The organism is Candidatus Sericytochromatia bacterium (assembly GCA_035285325.1).
GTDB lineage: Bacteria > Cyanobacteriota > Sericytochromatia > S15B-MN24 > JAQBPE01 > JAYKJB01.
The window spans coordinates 1-17,614 of sequence record JAYKJB010000098.1; the positions used below are offsets into that span (position 1 = coordinate 1).

13 protein-coding genes are annotated in these 17,614 nt (G+C 62.7%); 1 reads left to right on the forward strand and 12 read right to left on the reverse strand.

Features of this window, described 5'->3' with window-relative positions; all coding sequences use genetic code 11:
* The 12 genes from VKP62_12610 to ssb form a co-directional block, all read right to left on the reverse strand.
* Nucleotides 1-922 (reverse strand): hypothetical protein (locus VKP62_12610; GenBank protein ID MEB3198034.1); only part of this gene is annotated, 922 nt, incomplete at its 3' end.
* 12 nt (nt 923-934) lie between these two features.
* Entirely contained in the window at nt 935-1,786 is an 852-nt protein-coding gene (rlmB, locus tag VKP62_12615) for a 23S rRNA (guanosine(2251)-2'-O)-methyltransferase RlmB (GenBank protein MEB3198035.1), read from the reverse strand.
* 232 nt (nt 1,787-2,018) lie between these two features.
* Complete coding sequence (locus tag VKP62_12620; GenBank protein ID MEB3198036.1) at nt 2,019-2,423, reverse strand: ribonuclease III domain-containing protein; 405 nt, start codon at nt 2,421-2,423, stop codon at nt 2,019-2,021.
* Nucleotides 2,420-3,865 (reverse strand): cysteine--tRNA ligase, encoded by a 1,446-nt coding sequence (gene cysS / locus VKP62_12625; protein MEB3198037.1) that lies wholly within the window; start codon nt 3,863-3,865, stop codon nt 2,420-2,422. Before cysS ends, VKP62_12620 begins: the two co-directional genes overlap by 4 nt.
* Before the next feature lie 8 nt (nt 3,866-3,873).
* Entirely contained in the window at nt 3,874-4,557 is a 684-nt protein-coding gene (gene cysE, locus VKP62_12630; GenBank protein MEB3198038.1) for a serine O-acetyltransferase, read from the reverse strand.
* 3 nt (nt 4,558-4,560) lie between these two features.
* Nucleotides 4,561-5,697, reverse strand: a complete 1,137-nt coding sequence (dnaJ, locus tag VKP62_12635; protein MEB3198039.1) for a molecular chaperone DnaJ — start codon at nt 5,695-5,697, stop codon at nt 4,561-4,563.
* An 86-nt stretch (nt 5,698-5,783) separates the two neighbouring features.
* Nucleotides 5,784-7,673: a molecular chaperone DnaK gene (gene dnaK, locus VKP62_12640; GenBank protein MEB3198040.1), complete on the reverse strand. Its 1,890-nt coding sequence runs from the start codon at nt 7,671-7,673 to the stop codon at nt 5,784-5,786.
* Between the two features lie 30 nt (nt 7,674-7,703).
* The gene (grpE, locus tag VKP62_12645; GenBank protein ID MEB3198041.1) at nt 7,704-8,429 is read right to left on the reverse strand and encodes a nucleotide exchange factor GrpE; all 726 of its coding nucleotides are present in this window, start codon (nt 8,427-8,429) and stop codon (nt 7,704-7,706) included.
* Nucleotides 8,430-8,533: 104 nt separating this feature from the next.
* The gene (hrcA, locus tag VKP62_12650) at nt 8,534-9,604 is read right to left on the reverse strand and encodes a heat-inducible transcriptional repressor HrcA (GenBank protein ID MEB3198042.1); all 1,071 of its coding nucleotides are present in this window, start codon (nt 9,602-9,604) and stop codon (nt 8,534-8,536) included.
* A gap of 200 nt (nt 9,605-9,804) precedes the next feature.
* Nucleotides 9,805-12,312, reverse strand: coding sequence for a mannose-1-phosphate guanyltransferase (locus VKP62_12655; GenBank protein ID MEB3198043.1), 2,508 nt, complete (start codon nt 12,310-12,312; stop codon nt 9,805-9,807).
* A gap of 59 nt (nt 12,313-12,371) precedes the next feature.
* A complete protein-coding gene (locus tag VKP62_12660; GenBank protein ID MEB3198044.1) occupies nt 12,372-13,634 on the reverse strand; it encodes a glycosyltransferase family 4 protein in 1,263 nt (420 codons plus the stop codon).
* A gap of 193 nt (nt 13,635-13,827) precedes the next feature.
* Nucleotides 13,828-14,217 (reverse strand): single-stranded DNA-binding protein, encoded by a 390-nt coding sequence (gene ssb, locus VKP62_12665; GenBank protein ID MEB3198045.1) that lies wholly within the window; start codon nt 14,215-14,217, stop codon nt 13,828-13,830.
* 535 nt (nt 14,218-14,752) lie between these two features.
* Here ssb and VKP62_12670 point away from each other — a divergent pair.
* Complete coding sequence (locus tag VKP62_12670) at nt 14,753-17,611, forward strand: Rne/Rng family ribonuclease (GenBank protein ID MEB3198046.1); 2,859 nt, start codon at nt 14,753-14,755, stop codon at nt 17,609-17,611.
* The last annotated feature ends 3 nt before the right edge of the window (nt 17,612-17,614 follow it).

The following is a 17,614-nucleotide window of genomic DNA, read 5'->3' on the forward strand; positions in this document are numbered from 1 at the left end:
GCGAATCAATCCAGGCGAGGGCCGCGGGGCCCGGCGCAACGGGCAAACGGCGAAGCAAACGCGGAGGAACCGGGGACAAGACCGCAATCTCATCGGCGCCCCGACAAGCCAGATAAAGCTCATTGCCATCCGAGGAGAACACCCCCGCAAAGGCACCCGCCATGGGCAACTCCAGCCGGCCGAGCACCCCTTCCAGGCGAGAGTCGAAGACCGTCAAACGGCTGCCTCCCAGGGAACCTGCATGCTCTGGGTCCATGCTGATCCGCAACCCCGTGTCGCCGATGCCTCCCTGGCCAGGGATGTCTCCCCGATAAGACTTGGCGACCACCACCAGATGGCCCGTTTTGGGCTGAACCAGAACCTGGGTCGGGCTGGAGTCATCGCCGAGCAAGGCCAGCTGCCCCTCCGTTTGCAGCGCCTCAGGCTGCAATCGCGAGATGCGTCGCGCGCGCAGCTCCGTCACCCAGAGGGCGGCTGGAGAATGACCGAAGGCCATGCTCCCAGGCAGGGAGCCGGCAATCGATTGCGCATGACAGGTCTTGCAACTTGTGGCTGCGCGAATCTGGCCCTCCCCCAACGCGCGGTGGGAGAGGTGGTCTGGCAGTTCCCCCACGATGCGTTGCCGCACGGTCTTGCGCCGCAGCGGATCGATGATGCTGACACTTTGCGAACCACTCTCCAGCACGTAGACCTGCCCCTTGGGGCCCAAGGAGAGTTGGTGTGGCAAGCGCCCCACCTCAATTCGCTGCACGACCTGACCGCTCGCCAGATCCACCAACGCGAGACGGTCACTCAAGGGTTCGGCGATCCACAGCGTGCCCCCCTGCGGGGCCATGCCAGCGCGCCACTGGTAGGCTAGGCCCAACAACCCGGCAACCAGCAGCAGCACCCCCCAAAGAGCCAAACGAGATGAACGGGGCACAGAACTACGTCGTCAAGCCGGCGGAGCGGCCAGCAGCCGCTGGCGCACCGCCTCGTACATCAACACCGCCCCCGCCGCGGAGGCATTGAGACTTTCCAGCTCCCCAGCGAGCGGAAGTCTGACGCGATGATCACAGCGTTCAGCCAGCAGACGAGCCAGACCTCGCCCCTCGGCGCCGAGCACCAAGACCAGCGGACGGGTCAGGTCAAGCGCATAAGGCAGTGATTCCCCTGCCGCATCAGCACCCACCAGCCAGAAACCTGCCTCTTTCAGACGGGTGGCGGCCTGACTGAGGTTGCCCGTACGTGCGACAGGGACACGGTCCAAGGCTCCCGCCGCCACTTTGGCGACCACCGGAGTCAAGCCTACCGCCCGCCGATTGGGGATGATCACCCCACCAAAACCCGCTCCCTCGGCGGTTCGAATCAGAGCGCCCAGGTTTTGCGGGTCCTCGATGCCATCGAGCATCAGCAAGGCCGGGTAAGGTTGCGACCGAACGCGTTCAATCAGGTCATCCAGTTCGACGTAAGTCGCCTCGGCCAGCGAGACCACCAGCCCCTGGTGATTGGCCCCAGAGGTCAAGCTATCGAGCTTCTGACGCTCCACCTGCTGAACGCTGGCTCCTTTCGCCTTGGCCAGTTGACGGACTTGCGCCACCAACGCTTGGTTTTGCAAGTCCCGCAGCACCCATACCTTGTTGACGGCGCGCTCGCCTTCCAGTGCAGCCAGCACCGGATGGCGCCCGTAGAGGATATCCGCCTGCCCGAAGTCTCTGCTTTCTTCCACCCGCGGGCGGGGCGAGGGAGGGGCAGAGGCGGGAGCGGGAGCAGCTCCCTCCCCCCTGGCCCGAGCCGCCGGCCCCACCGCCCTTCCGCGAGGCGCAGGCGCAAACTCCTTGCGAGGCGGGCGGCCGGGACGCTCAGGTTTGGCTTGCGGTGAACGTCGTGCCTCGCCGTTCGCGCGTGACGACGCGCTCCGGCCAGCGGAGGCGCTCAGCTGAGATTTCCCGGGCTTCGCCCCTTTGGCTGAACCGGGGCGAGCGGCACCCGAGCGTGAAGCGGTGGTGGGGCGTGAACCGGAACCCCGGCTGCCACGGTCATGGGGCATCTGTCATTTCCTCCGTCCAGGTATCGGTCAGGGCGAGCAGTTCCGCAAGGCGCCCTGGTGCCGGCTTGAGATACAAATACCCCAGCACCGCCTCGAAGGCTGTGCTGAGTCGGTAAGCCCGTGCCGAGGCCCGGCCTGTACTGGCCATGCCCTTGTGGTTCCGTGCCCGCCGATAAATCGACTGTTCTTCTTCAGAAAGCAAAGGCAAGAGGCGCTCAGCCATCTCGGCCTGTCCCTCCGCGCTGACCCGTCGGACGGTGGTGCGGTGCAAGGCATCGACCATACCGGGGTTGGTCCGCAACACGCGCTCTCTCACGTGCATCTCGTACACCGCATCGCCCATGTAGGCCAAGGCCCGCACGTGTGCCAGATGCCAGGCAGCGTCGGCGCTCACGGGAGCGCCGCTGGCGTCGCAGCCTCCCAGGTGGTGGTGCCGTCCTTCTGGTCGATCAGGCGCACGCCCAAGGCCAGCAAACGGTCCCGAATGCGATCGGCCAAGCCCCAATTGCGCTCGGTTTTGGCCTCGGCCCGCAGGGAGACCAGCAGATCGAGGAAGGCCGAAGCTTGCCCGTCAAGCGTCGCCACAGCGCGCTCCGGCGCAGAAAGATCGAGACCCAGCACCGTCGAGGCCAGGTCGCGGAGACGCGCGATGGCGGGCTGAAACACGGCGGATGACTGACCGGAGGCGCTGCCATCAGCAAACGCCCGGCGCATATCGTGGGTGAGCGCTTGAAGATGAGCGAGGGCAGCCGCGGTATTGAGGTCCTGGTTCATGGCCTGACTGAAGCCCTGGTCCACGCGAGTCAGCCAGGCGTTCGCCTGCTCCCGCTCGTCTGGACTGTCACCGTGCGCCTGACCAGACAAGCGAGCGAGGGTGTCCCGCCAGTTCGCCAAACCGGTTGCGGCAGCCTTGACCGCCTCCTCCGTGAAGTCCAGGTCGCTTCGATAGAGCGTCTGCAGCATGAAATATCGCAGGGGTTGTGCGCCAAATGCCGCCACGACGTCGCGCGTGGTCCGAATGTTGCCGAGTGACTTGCTCATTTTCTCGGTGCCCATATTGAGGAATCCGGTGTGCATCCAGGTCCTGGCAAATGGAAGCCCGGTCAAACCTTCACTCTGCGCGATTTCATTCTCGTGGTGAGGAAACTTGAGGTCCTTGCCACCGGCGTGAATGTCGATGGTATCGCCTAGCACCCGGCGCACCATGGCGGAGCATTCGATGTGCCAGCCCGGACGTCCCTGTCCCCAGGGGCTTCCCCAAGCAGGCTCACCAGGTTTGGCGGCTTTCCAGAGTGCAAAATCAGCCGGTTCCCGCTTGCGGTCGTCCACCTCGACGCGAGCCCCGGCCTCGTTATCCTCCACCGCGCGCCCGGACAATTTCCCGTAATCCGGGAATCCCGCCACCCGGAAGTAGACGTCGCCATCCACCACGTAGGCCAGACCCTTTTCCAGCAAGCCTTCAATGTGCCGGATCATGTCCCCGACGCTGTCGGTGGCGCAGGGGTAATGAGTGGCGCGCCGAACGCCCAGCGCATCCATGTCCGCAAAATAAGCCTCGGTGTAGCGTGAGGCGATCGCCTCGGCCGTCACCCCCTCGGCCTGAGCCTTCTTGATGATCTTGTCGTCGATGTCCGTGAAATTCTGGACGTAGTCGACCTGGTATCCGCAATGTTCCAGATAGCGCCGAGCGATGTCCCAGAACATGATCGTACGGGCGTTGCCGATGTGCAGCAGTCCATAGACCGTCGGGCCACACACATACATCGACACGCGCCCCGCGTGAAGCGGGATGAAGTCTTCCAGGCGTTTCGTCAAACTGTTGTATAAGCGCAACACGACCCCGGTCAGCTCCCCCGCCGAAGTTCACGGTTCTCGTGACGCAGGCGATCGACCTCTGCTTCAAGCTGGGACAGGCGGTCCTGCATTGCGGCCAACAAGGACATCACCGGGTCAGGTAGCTGGGCCTGCATATCAGGCGTCGGCGTCTGACGCCGCCCCTCGATCGCAGCCACTTTGCCAGGGATGCCCACCACCGTGGCACCAGGGGGGACGGGCTTGGTGACCACCGAACCACTTCCGATGAAGGAGCCATCTCCCACGTTGAACGAGCCAAGAACTTTGGCCCCGGAGCCGAGCACGACGTTGCGCCCAATCGAGGGATGGCGCTTGCCGGGTTCAAGGCTCGTCCCCCCCAAGGTCACCCCTTGGTAAATCAAACAACCGCGTCCCACCTCGGCCGTCTCTCCGATCACCACGCCCATCCCGTGATCGATCACGACGCCTTTTTCGATGCGAGCCCCCGGATGAATTTCAATGCCCGTCAAAAAGCGGTTCACGTGGGAAATGAAGCGGGGGAGCACCGGCAACCCGACGCGATGAAGTTCATGCGCCACGCGATGGGCTGCCAGCGCGTGAAGGCCCGGGTAACACGTCAACACTTCGACCCAGTTACGAGCCGCAGGATCCTTCTCGAAGATCGCCAGGGCGTCTTCACGAACCGCATCCATCCAGTCGAACAAGGTCGCCAACGTTCAGCCTCCAAAGGCTTTCTTGAGCCCATCGAGTATCCCTGAATGGGAGCGTTTGTCGTGCTTGCCGACCCGCAGTTCCTCCAACCGTTCCAGCAATTCCGTTTCTTCCGCAGAGACCTGGGTTGGCACCTGCACGACGACCTCGACATGGAGATCGCCTCGCCGGGAGGGATTGGCCAGATGGGGGACGCCGTGGCCCTTGAGGTTGAACACCATGCCGGTGGGCGTGCCGCTCGGCACCTTCAGCAACTGCGGGTCCTCCAGGGTGGGAATCTCCAGATCGGCTCCCAATACGGCCTGGGTGTAGGAGACGGGCACCGAGATAAACAGCTCGGTGTCACGACGTTTGAACTGCTTGTCGGCGGCGACGTGCAACACGATGAACAGATCGCCCGGCGGCCCGTTGCGACTTCCAGCATCGCCCTCTCCAGTGACGCGGAGGCGCGCCCCCGTATCGACTCCAGCAGGAATTTTGACTTTCAATTGCTTGTCAGAAGGCTTCTTGCCCTCGCCCCGGCAAGCCGGGCACGGGTGCTCGATGCTCTGGCCCTCCCCCTTGCAGCGCGGACAAAGTGCACTTTGGGCAAACTGGCCGAACGGCGTGCGATGGACCTGCTGAACCTGACCCTGTCCCTTGCAGGTGGTGCAAGTAACGGTTTGCGTGCCCTTCTTGGCCCCGGAACCACTACAGGGTGAGCACACCTCAAGGTGCTTGATGTCAACGGTCTTCTCCGCCCCAAACACGGCCTCGCGAAAGCCAATTTCGAGGTCCAGGCGCAGGTCGGCACCTCGTTCAGGGCCCCGGCGACGCATCCGACCGCCACCCCCGCCGCCGAAAAAGGCTTCGAAGATGTCACCCAGGCCACCGCCACCAAAGCCCGAGAAGTCGAACCCACCCTCGAAGCCACCACCGCCAAAACCGGGACCCGCATGACCGAACTGGTCATAGTGGGCCCGACGTTGCCCATCGCCCAGCACCTCATAGGCTTCGGTGATGGCCTTGAACTTGTCTTCCGCCCCGGCTTCCTTGTTGACATCCGGGTGGTACTTGCGGGCCAGCTTGCGGTAGGCCTTCTTGATGTCGTCCTCACTCGCCGTCTTGGAGACACCGAGCAGTTCGTAGTAATCCGCCTTCATCATTACTTACCAAAGGAGTGAGGTCAGCTCGGATTGAGCTCACCAAGGGAGCGGAGCCCGCGTCGAAGACGCGGGCTCCGAGCGTTTCACTTGACCTCTTCGTAGTCCGCGTCGACCACGTGGTCGTCGCCGCCTCCACCGCTGGAGCCGCCATCCGGCGAGGGACCAGAGGAGCCGCCGGTCTGGGAATAGAGGGAGGCGTTCACGGCATAGAGTGCCTTCTGCAACTCGTCCGCCTTGGACTTCAGGAGGTTGTAGTCAGTGGTCTCCAGGTTGGCCTTCACCTCTTCGAGGGCCGCTGACAGCTTGTCCTTGTTCTCCTGACTGACCCGATCACCCGCTTCCTTGAGGGTCTTCTCAGCAGCGTAGATCGAGGTATCCGCCAGGTTACGGGTCTCAACCAGGTCGCGACGCTTGCGGTCTTCATCCGCAAAGCGATCGGCGTCTTCCTTCATGCGCTCGATCTCGGCCTTCGAGAGCCCCCCGTTGTTCGTGATGGTGATCTTCTGTTCGTTGCTCGTCGCCTTGTCGCGGGCCGAAACGTGCACGATGCCGTTCGCGTCGATGTCGAAGGTCACGTCGATCTGCGGAACGCCACGGGGCGCCGCTGGGATGCCCGTCAGGTGGAACTTGCCCAAGGTCTTGTTATCGGCCGACATTTCACGTTCGCCCTGCAAGACGTGAACCTCGACCGCCGTCTGGCCATCGGCAGCGGTGGAGAAGGTCTGGGTCTTGCTGGTGGGAATGGTCGTATTACGCTCGATCAGCTTGGTGAACACACCGCCCAAGGTTTCGATGCCGAGCGAGAGTGGCGTCACGTCAAGAAGAAGGAGGTCCTTCTTCTCGCCCGCCAACACGCCGGCCTGGATGGCGGCCCCGAGCGCCACCGCTTCGTCCGGGTTGACGGACCGGTCGGGTTCCTTGCCGAGGTACTTGCGGATGGCGTCCTGCACCGCGGGAATTCGCGTGGAGCCGCCCACCAGCAACACCTTGTCGATCTGTTCGGGTTTGAGACCCGAGTCGGCCATGGCCTGCCGCACTGGCCCCATGGTCTGCTCGACCAGGTCGGCCGTCATCTCGTCGAAACGGGCGCGGGTCAGGGTCAGGTTGAGGTGCTTCGGACCGGAGGCATCGGCCGTGATGAAGGGCAAGTTGACCTCTGTCGTCACCGTGGCGGACAGCTCAATCTTGGCCTTTTCAGACGCTTCCTTGAGGCGTTGCAGCGCCATCTTGTCCTTGGAGAGGTCGATGCCTTCCTGCTTCTTGAACTCGCTGATCAGCCAGTCCATCACCTTGTTGTCGAAGTCATCACCACCCAGGTGGTTGTTGCCGCTGGTCGCTTTCACCTCGAACACGCCGTCGCCCAGTTCGAGAATCGACACGTCGAAGGTTCCACCCCCCAGGTCGAACACAATGATGGTGTGGTCGTGACCCTTGTCCGCCCCGTAGGCGAGGGCTGAAGCCGTGGGCTCGTTGATGATGCGCAGCACTTCGAGACCGGCAATCGTGCCCGCGTCTTTGGTGGCCTGACGCTGAGCGTCGTTGAAGTAAGCCGGACAGGTAATCACGGCCTTGGTGACTTTCTCGCCCAGATAGGCCTCCGCATCGGCCTTCAACTTCTGCAAGATGATGGCGGACACTTGTTGCGGCGTGTGAGTATCGCTACCGATGGCCACCACGGGCGCGCCACCCGAACCCTGGACCACCTTGTAGGGCACCACGGAGCGCTCGGCCGACGTGTCATCCCAGGAGCGCCCGATAAAGCGCTTGACCGAGAACACGGTGTTCTCGGGGTTGGTGATGGCCTGCCGCTTCGCGACCTGCCCGACCAACCGCTCCCCTGACTTGGTGAAACCAACGACCGAAGGTGTGGTTCGGTTGCCCTCGGCGTTAGGAATGACGACGGGCTTACCACCTTCGAGCACGCAGACGCACGAGTTGGTCGTGCCCAGATCGATACCGATCACTTTGCTCATGGTTTTGGACTCCTTACGTTGAACTGAGGCTCAAGACACCGAGTCGGGTGAAGCCGTCTCTTGTGTGACTGTCTGACCTGAAGATGACTCCGATGCGGGCGCCAGCGCCGGCATCGAAGGGTTGTTGGCAATTTTGACGAGGGCGTGCCGCAAGACGCGACCGTGAAGCAGGTATCCCTTGCGAAACTCGTCCAGGACCGTCTGATCGGGCTGGTCGTCCGATTCCTCTTGCAGAACGGCCTCATGCTGGTTGGGGTCGAAGCCCTTCCCCTTGGCGTCCATCGGCGTGACGCCCTCCTTGCCGAGGAAATCGAGCACTTGCTTGTAGATCATCTGAACGCCGGTGACCACCTGTTGCGGTTCGGTGGCCCGTTCAGCCACTTGAATGGCCCGCTCGAAGTTGTCGAGCACTTCCAAAAATTGCTCCAAGACGCGTTCTGCCGCCGACTTCACCAAGGCTTCACGTTCCTGCGCCTGGCGGCGCCGGTGGTTCTCAAAGTCGGCCGCCAGCCGGCGCAGTTGCCCGTGGACATCCTGGTAGAGCTCTTCCTTGGCTGCCAACTGCGCTTCCAATTCGGCCACGCGAGAAGCCAAGATGGAGGCATCCAGGCCGCCCCCTGCCTCCGCGAAAACAGGCGTCCTCAAGGCGTCCGGGGCGTCCGCCGCTGAATCCACGTTCCCTGGAGCGGGCACCTGGGCATCCACGACGCCTTCCACGGCGCCTTCATTGCTCTGTCGCAGTTCTTCGACACTCACGATGGTTGTACCTCACGCACTCGGGCAAGGGGCCCGACTCGCCAAGTTGTCCGAATGGGGAAACACGTCATTTTAACACAAACTCAAACGCCTTTATCCCGGTTTCAAGGCTCTCGGTATCCGAACACCCGTGTCAGCGTGTGGCTGAGATGTCTGGCCATCGCCTCGACTGCGGCGATCGCCCGTGGATAGCCAAGCCGCGTGGGACCCATCACGCCAATCTCGCCAAACACCTGACCACCGACCGCATAGGGAGCCATCACCACACTGCAAGCTTGCAGGTCTACCAGCGGAATTTCGCGACCGATGGCCACCCGCACCGCCTCCCCCTGCTGGGAACTCACGTGCGTCAGAAGCTCAGCCAAGGCGTTTTCCCGCTCCAGCAAACTGAGCAACGAACGAATCTTGTCCAGTTCACCGAACTCCGGCTGCTCAGCCAAGTAACTGGCATTGGCGACAAAGACACGCTCGGAACCGGCGTCCGGAGCGGTGATGCGTTCCAGGAGCTGTTGCAGCACCGAGGCGTAGCGTTCCATGTCGGTCATGAGTTCCACAATCAATCGCCCCGTCACGCCGTCCAGCGGCTGGCCGCGCAGGTGATGATTCAGGAATCCACTGAGTCGAACCAGCTCATCTTCCGACAACGGATGACCCAGCTGGACCCGACGATGCAGGGTCCCCCCCCGGTCTGTGACGATGATGACCATCGCCTCATCGGCCCCGAGCGAGACCAGCTGTAGCAATTGAACTCGCGCCGCTTGTTGACGAGGGGCGCGCACGATGGCCGTGCATCCCGCCAGCAGGGCCGTCACCTTGGCGGTCTGCTGCAGGATGTCATACAGATCGCGCTGGTCGAACGAGAAACGCGTCAACGCACCGATTTCTTCAGCCGGAACCTGGGTCGGCCGCTCCATCAACACATCCACGAAAATGCGGTAGCCGGCATCGGAGGGAATCCGCCCGGCCGAGGTGTGCGGCTGGCGCAGCAGGCCACCTTCTTCCAGATCAGCCATCTCGTTGCGCAGGGTGGCGGGGGACAAGCCAAACCCGAATTTTTTGGCCAACAAACGCGACCCAACGGGCTCCGCCGTCAGGATGTAGTCTTCGATGATCGCCTTCAAAATGGCTTGTTGACGTGACGTCAGCAGCATGGCTTCCGCAATCTTAGCACTCATCACTTCCGAGTGCTAACACAGTAAGCCTTTAGTCTGTCCGTGTCAAGTGAAGTACTCATCGCCCATGGCGCCGGGAGCTCGTCCCAGGCGTTCCCAGCGCAAGGCACCTCGCTAGGGGATGGCAGGGCCACGCAAACGGGTCAGGCCAAGAAAACTATCCCTGGCCTTGGCTTCCGAGGGGCCCTGCCACGCCAGCGCCTTTAGACCGCCACCTCTTCCGGTTGGGTCAGCTTGCGAATCAGTGCGGTGTAATCTTCGAGAATCTGGTCTGCGCGCATCGCCGAGGTCGCATCGACGAACAGGTGGACCTTGGGATCAACCGGGTCGGGCAAGACCAGGGCCCAGCCGCCCTGTACGAACACCTTGACCCCGTCGATCAACTCGGTCTGACCGTGTTTGCTCTGCTCGACCAGCACCCGCATCACGGTGCCCTTTTGCTCCCAGGGGCAGGGCACTTCCTCGTGGATGTGGTGGAAGGCAGGGAGGTCATCCACCAGTTCAGCCAGAGAACGACCCGAAACCGCCAGGGCCTCGGCGAGGCGACCGGCCGTGAGCATGGCGTCATAGCCTGGGTGCAGGGCTGGGAAGATAAACTTGCCGTCCAGATTGCCGCCGAAGACCACGCCCTCGTGACGACACGACTCCATCAAGGCACGGGAATTGACCTTGGTTCGGATCACGCTGCCGCCCGACTCTGCCGCAATCGCCTCCAGGATCGAGGGGGCGCTGACCGGCACCACATACTTGCCGTCTCGATGAAGCAAGCCCATCAAGCGCACCATCAGCACCAGCAACTGAGTGGGGCCCAGAATGCGCCCGCGGGGGTCGACCAGGTGGATCCGTTCGGCATTGTCGTCGACCTGAAAGCCAAAGTTGGCCTTCAGAGCCGTCACAATGTTGGCCAGTTGCTGGCGAAGTTCACCCCGCTGACGGGGATTCGGCGGCTGGCTCGCGGCATGCGCATTCAGCACCACCGTCTCGGCCCCCATTCGCCCGATCAGGCCCGGCAGCATCACGCTACTGAACGAGTTGGCATAGTCGATGACGATCTTGGGACGCAGACGACGCAACGCTTCGGGCGTGATGGCCTGGTTGTAGCCGCTCGCATAATGTTCCATGACACGCGCGGGAAACGAGATGTTGCCGATGTCAGCGAGTCCCACCCGCCGAAAATCCTCTTTGAAAAAGTTCGATTCAATTTTTTTCTCTTCGGCCTTGGAGATCGTCAGCCCTCGTGCATCGAGAAACTCCAAGATGACCTCGTTTTCGGAGTCGGCCGACATTCGGATGTGAACGCCACCGCGCGCGTTCAGCTCAGGCAGAAAGAAGCGTGTGATCGGAAGGCTGGTCGACTCCAGATTGTGGACGTTGACCCCCACCGAGAGGAGGCCCGAAATCAGACCTCGGTTGATCATCCGACTGGCCGGCGTGGAATCGCGGCTCACCGTGACCGAGCTGCCCAGGGGCAGCGTGGCACCGTAACTCGCTCCGAGCTTGACGGCAAATTCGGGCGTGATCTCGATGTTGGCCAAACCCTCCACGCCCGTAGCCCCGAACAAGGTGCGCTGGGCCTGGGAGCCCCAGATGAGCGAACTCGTCAGGGTGGCCCCCGCATCGATCGTCTTGTTGGGCCACACCTTGACCTCGGGGCGAATCTGCGCTTCTTCACCCACCACACACTCGTTGGCCACGATGGCCCCCTCCAGGATCATCGCGCCGCGCTTGACGCTGGACCCTTTGCCGATCACGCAGCCCCGCAACTGCGCTTCCTCGCCGAGGTAGACGTTGTTCCAGATGATGGGGCGTTTGAGCGAGCAGCCCTCGCCGACAATCACGTTGTCCCCGATCACGGTCCCAGGCGTCAAAACTGCCCCAGGCCCGATCTGGCAGTTATGGCCAATCACCACCGGACCGTTGATCTTGGCACTCGGCGCGATCACGGAGCCTTCGCCCACCCAGATGTTGTCGGCATGTCGGGTGTATTCCAGGGAGACGGCCACCTTGCCGTCCAAAATGTCGTAGTGGGCCTGTCGGTAGCTCTGCAGGTTGCCGACATCCTCCCAGTAACCGTCTGCCACATATCCGTACATCGCATCCTGACGTTCCAGCAGGAGCGGGAAGAGGTCCTTGGAAAAGTCCACTTCCTTTTCGGCGGGCAGAAGCTTCAAAACCTCAGGATTCAGGATGTAGGTCCCGGTGTTGATGGTGTCCGAGAAGACCTCCGACATCGAAGGTTTTTCCAGGAACCGTTGAATCCGCCCGTCTTCGTCCGTGATGACCACGCCGAAATCCAGGGGATTCGTGACCCGCTTCAGCACGATGGTGGCCAGGCTCCCCTTCTCCCGGTGAAAGGCGATCGCCTGGGTCAGGTCAATGTCTGTCAGGGAGTCACCCGAGATGACCAGAAACGTGTCATCCAGCAGATCCTCGATCGCCTTGACGCAGCCTGCCGTGCCCAGGGGCATTTTTTCTTCGACGGCGTAGCTGATCTTGACGCCAAAGTCATGGCCGTCGCCGAAATAGTTCTGGATCACGTGGGGCAGATAGAAGAGCGTGATGATGACATCGGAAATGCCGTGCCGCTTGAGCAGGTTGATGATATGCTCCGCCATCGGCTTGTTCAGCATGGGAACCATGGGCTTCGGAATGTCACACGTCAGCGGCCGCAATCGCGTCCCCGAGCCGCCCGCCATGAGAACTGCCTTCATACCTGCTCCCTCCTGCTGTCATCCACGCCCCGTGCCTGGCTTGCGCCACACACGTGACCTCAATGTCTCGCTTGTGACACCACGGCCCCGACCTCGAGGGTCTTTTCCGCCTTGTCGGTGCGCGGGGCCGCCTGGGCGCCCCCCGATTCCTTCAACACCCGCCCATAGACGGCCCCTGTGGACTTGGCGATCGCCGGCCAGTTGAAGACCTGTTCCACGCGCTTGCGCCCGTTGGCGGCCAGCATCCCGGCATATTCCTGGTTTTTGAGAACCTCAAGAATCCCCCAACCCAGGGAATCCTGATTGCCCGCAAAGGTCGTGATGCCACTCTTGGTATGTTCGACGATGCTGCCGAGACCGCCGGTATCCGAAACCACCACCGGAACCCGAGCCGCCATGCCCTCCAAGGCCACGATCCCGAACGGTTCATAAAGGCTGGGGAATACCGCCACGTCAATGACCTGGTAAAGCTTGAGCAGGTCCGCGTCAGAGACAAAGCCAGTGAAGTTGACGTAAGGAGCGACCCCCAGTTCGTTGGCCCGGCGTTTCAGGTCGGCCAGGAACCCCCCCTTGCCCACGATCACGAAGCGCGCTTCGCCGTATTCGGCCAGCACCTTGGGCACCGCTTCGAGCAGGACTTGGGCGCCCTTTTCCGGCGTCATGCGACCGACAAAAAAGACCAGTTTCTGATGGTCGGCCGCAAAATGGCGGCGGAACTGCAAGCGCTCGGTCGCCGTCATCGAGGGCGCGAATTTTTCATACTTGACGCCGTTCGGAATCACGTCGAGCTTGTCATCCGGCAGGCCGAAAGCGCCCCGAACCTCGTTCAGCATGAAGGAGCTACACACGATCACCCGCCAAGCTTCGAAGCAGAGCCGCCACTCCATCTGGTTCACGAATTTGGAGAAGTCCGACACCAGATGGCCGCGATTCCGCCCCACTTCTGTCGCATGAATCGTGGCCACCAGTGGAATCCCGAGGCCCTTCTTCAGCGTGATGCCCGCATGGGCGGTCAGCCAGTCGTGGGCATGCACCAGATCGAACGGCGCCACCGCGTGGGCCTCCAAGGCGTAGGCCACCATCCCAAGCTGTAACTGCATGACCCAAGAAAGGAAGTCGGGCGGGTCAAACGGAAAATTCTTGACGCGGTGGAGGTGTACGCCGTTGACGGTCTCTCTCTCAGCCGTTCCCGGATGGTCGGCGGTGACCACGTGCACCTCGTGGCCCTGAAGGACGAGCGCTTCGGAGATCTCCTCCACGTGGCGTGCAATGCCGCCGACAATGCGAGGGGGGTATTCCCAGGAGAGCATCAGGATGCGCATGTCAATCCTTTCCAGATGGGCACGTCGTCCCCGCTCGCAACCCCATTGTTGCAGGCCATCAGGCGAATGGTCGGAGCTCGAAACAGACGCAGAACGCTTCCACGATATACCCGGACTTCAGCCGCAGATCGCAGCCGCGAAAGGGAGCATTTTCCAGACCCGTGCGCCCGCCGGAAGGACGCAAGGGACCACTTTAGAAGCCGGGATCGAAGTCTCCGCCTCCTCGCCGGTCGCCGCTTCCCCAGCCGCCGCCGGCATTGTCAGATTTAGAGCCCAACAGGCGGAAGTCGTTGGCCACGATCACGGGCATCTGCTGCTTCTGACCTGCGGCATCAGTCCACGAGGCATTTTCCAGGCGACCCGTGATACCCAGCAACTTGCCCTTTTTGACCCATTCTGCGGCCGACTCGGCCCGTTTGTCCCACAACTCGATGCGAAACCAATCCGTGGTTTCGGCGCCCTCCGTCCGCTTGACAGGTCTGTCCACCGCCAAACTGAAGGTGGTCTTGGCCCGACCGCTCTCGAAGTACTTGATTTCCGCATCTGCGCCGGCACGTCCCACCAGCACCACTGAATTCAACATCGCGTGTTCCTCAAACATTCGGTGGAGGCCATCCGCGCCAGCTGGCAGCCGCACGGCGCCATCGCGAAACAGTCGTCAACCCCCAATGACAAACGCTCAGTATCCTACCATGCAGCGCCCCCCCCGCGGCCCGAATCGCCTTGCACCCGTGCGCCGAAATGGTATACTTCTCACGAGTGCTATCAGGAGCATCCGTGTCGAAGGACACAGAAAGTCATCGCAGCGGCGACGGCAGGCTCCCTGGCCTTGGACGATGGTCCGTCATCGGATGACGAGTCGGCGAAGAAAGCCTGCCTGCGAGGTGAGGCTGCCGACCCAGCGGGTGGTTCAACCTGACACGTGCCCCACGAAACAATTTGCCTCCCGAACCTTCGGACGCGTCCTGCCCTTCCTTTATGGCGCCCCGCAGCCCTGACGTCCCTTGGTGGTCGTCGCGGCGCTCGAGCGATTGTCCCGGCCTGATGCACCAAGGTGGATTGGGCTTGCCCCCGCAGTGGGGGTCTGGACAGCGCTCCCTTCCAGCAAGCGTTGAAGAATGAGGAAAACCTCTCCATCCAAGTCCAAGACCAAGGTCAACAAAGAAATTGTCATTTGCGAGGCCAATGACCTCGCGGTCGTCTTTGAAAACGGACGCGCCTCCGAGTTTTTTCTACGACACGGTGACCAGCTGGTGGGTGACATCATCTGGGGCCAAGTGGACGCCGTCGTTCCCGGCATCGAAGCAGCCTTCGTCAACATCGGGCAAGAACGGAACGGCTTCATCCATGTGGCGGACTTGCCTTCGATGCAAGCGCCGCGCAAGCAGTCTGCCCCCAAGAAACCGACCATCAAGGTCAGAGATCGGATTCTGGTTCAAATCGCCAAAGCGCCGACAGGCAGCAAGGGCGCGCGCTTGACCGGCCGAATCACGATTCCGGGACGTTTTTTGGTGCTGGTGCCCCACGACAACCGCGTCTCGATTTCGCGGCGCATCACGGAGGGAGCAGAGCGCGAGCGCCTACGCAACCTCACCTTGAACCTCAAGGACCCAGGTCACGGCCTGATCGTCAGAACTGAAGCGATTGGCCGCACCGAGGAGGAGCTTCGTCAGGACATCGACGAACTGATCGAGATCTGGGCCGACATCCTCCACCAGGTCCAGATTGTCGATCCTCCGGCGCTGCTGCACCGAGACAGCGACCTGATACACCGCGTCCTGCGTGACGCGCTGACGGGCGATGTCAGCAAAATTATCGTTGATACCCATAACGGCTACCACAAGGCCTGTGAAATCCTGCAAGGTTGGATGCCTGAGGTCGTGGACCAAGTCGAGTTGCACGAGGGAGCCCCATCGATCATGGAACGCTACAAGATCAGTGAAGAGTTGGACGCTGCGATCTCGCCAAAGGTCTGGCTCCCGAGCGGGGGCTACCTCGTCCTGGAGCATACCGAAGCGCTGACCGTCATCGACGTGAACAGCGGCCGCCTCACGCAGAGCAAGTCGCTCGCGGAGACGGTCCTGAGGACCAACATCGAAGCCGCGGGCGAAATTGCGCGCCAGCTGCGCTTGCGTGACATCGGTGGCATCATCGTGATCGACTTCATCTCGATGGATGAGAGCAAAGACCGGCAAAAGGTCTACCAGGCCTTTGTGGAAGCGCTCAAACAAGACAAGAGCCGGCCTCAGGTGACCAATTTCTCCGAGCACGGTCTGATCGAAGTGAGCCGCCGCCGTCAGGGGCAGAACCTGCTGGAGCAGCTGACCCTTCCCTGTGATCTGTGCGGGGGAACGGGCCGCAAGAAAGCCAGCCACCTGCTCTCAGAGACCCCGGTGGCACACGCGCAGCGCGTGGACCGAATGGGTGAGGAAGCCGCCGAGATCTTTGAAGAGATGGAAGCCGGCGAAGAGGAAGACCTGCTGCTTGACCTCGGCGAGGGAAGCGAGGCGGGCGTGGGAGAACGTGAGGGAGAAGACGGCCCCCGTCGCCGTCGTCGTCGCCGCCGTCGTGGCCGCGGCCGTGGCGGTGCGGAGCAGGTTTCGGTCGGGCCCATTCTGTCCGAACCTGGCGATGCGATGATCATGGAAGAAGAGCTGTTCTCGGGGGAACCGGTGCTGGTCGCGCAACCCGCCCGCGGTCGCCCGGGCCGTCCTGGCGGCGAACGCCAGGGGCGCCCAGGAAGTGACCGTCAGGAGCGCGGCCCTCGTCCCGCGCAGGCCAGCGCGCCCAGAGGGCTCGACCAAGATGAGCTCGGCCTCGTAGAAGAAGTGGATCTGTTCGGTGATGCTGGGGCCCGCGATTTGCGGGGCCGTGACGGTGGGCGCGACGGTGGTCGTGAGGGCGGGCGCGAAGGTGGCCGCCAACGTGACGGCCGGGAGGGTCGCCGCGACCGCGGCTTCGGCGGCGGGCGGGAACGCTTCGGCGATCGCGACCGATTCGGCAATCGCGATCGCGTCGGAGGACGGGAACGGTTCGGTGGTCGGGAGCGCCCCGCAGGCGGCGAAGCCCGTCCGGCGCAACCGACCGTCGCGGCTGAGGCCAGTGGCTCGTTGCACGTTTCCGCACCTGCTCCGCGGGTACGGCGGGTGGAACGTCGTCCAGAAGGGGCTGAGGCCCCGATCACGGCTCGTCGCGTGGAGCGGCACGAACCATCGGCAGCAGCCCCCGCCCCGGCGGCCAAAGCGCCGGCAGCCCCCCCGGCGTCTGCACCTGCGGCACCGAAGGCGGTCGCCCCTGTGGTGCCTGCTCAACGGAGCGTGGCCGCCGAGAAGCCCCGTCCGGCACCCAAGCCTCTGCCCGTGCCGGAAGAACTCGCTGAGACGGCTGTCCCAGGTGTGTTTGTCCTGAAGAAGAAGGGCTCCGAACGCCCCAGCCTGGATGCCCTGTTGGGCATGTCGGGTGAGGATGCTGGACAGACCACGCCGGCGCCGACCAGCAAAACCAAAGCCGCCAGCAAGACCAAGACAGACGCCAAGGCGAGCACGGTGACCTCCGCCAAGCCGTCCGTCGCGGAAAAGGCGCCTGAAAAGACCACCAAAGCGGTCAAGAAGGCCCCAAGCGGAGCGGCCGGCAAGGCCGAGGCAACCAGCACGGATGCGGCGGGAGCGACAGCCGTCAAAGCCACCGCCAAGAAGGTTGCCGCCAAGAAACCGGCAGCCTCCAAGGTGAGTGAGGCAGCTCCGGCTGCGGAAGCGAAGACGGCCAGCAAGGCGGCGACGGCCAAGACGGCACGCACGGTCAAGGCGGAGCCCGCAACGGCGGAGGCCAAGGCACCGAGCAAGAAGACCGCGACCAAGGCTTCAGCCGAAAAGGCCACTGCCAAGGCCGCCGTCGGTACGGTAACGGCGAAAGCCGCAGCCAAGAAAACCGAGGGCAAAGCGCCGGCCAAAAAGGTGGCCGCCAAAGCGGGCTCTTGAAGG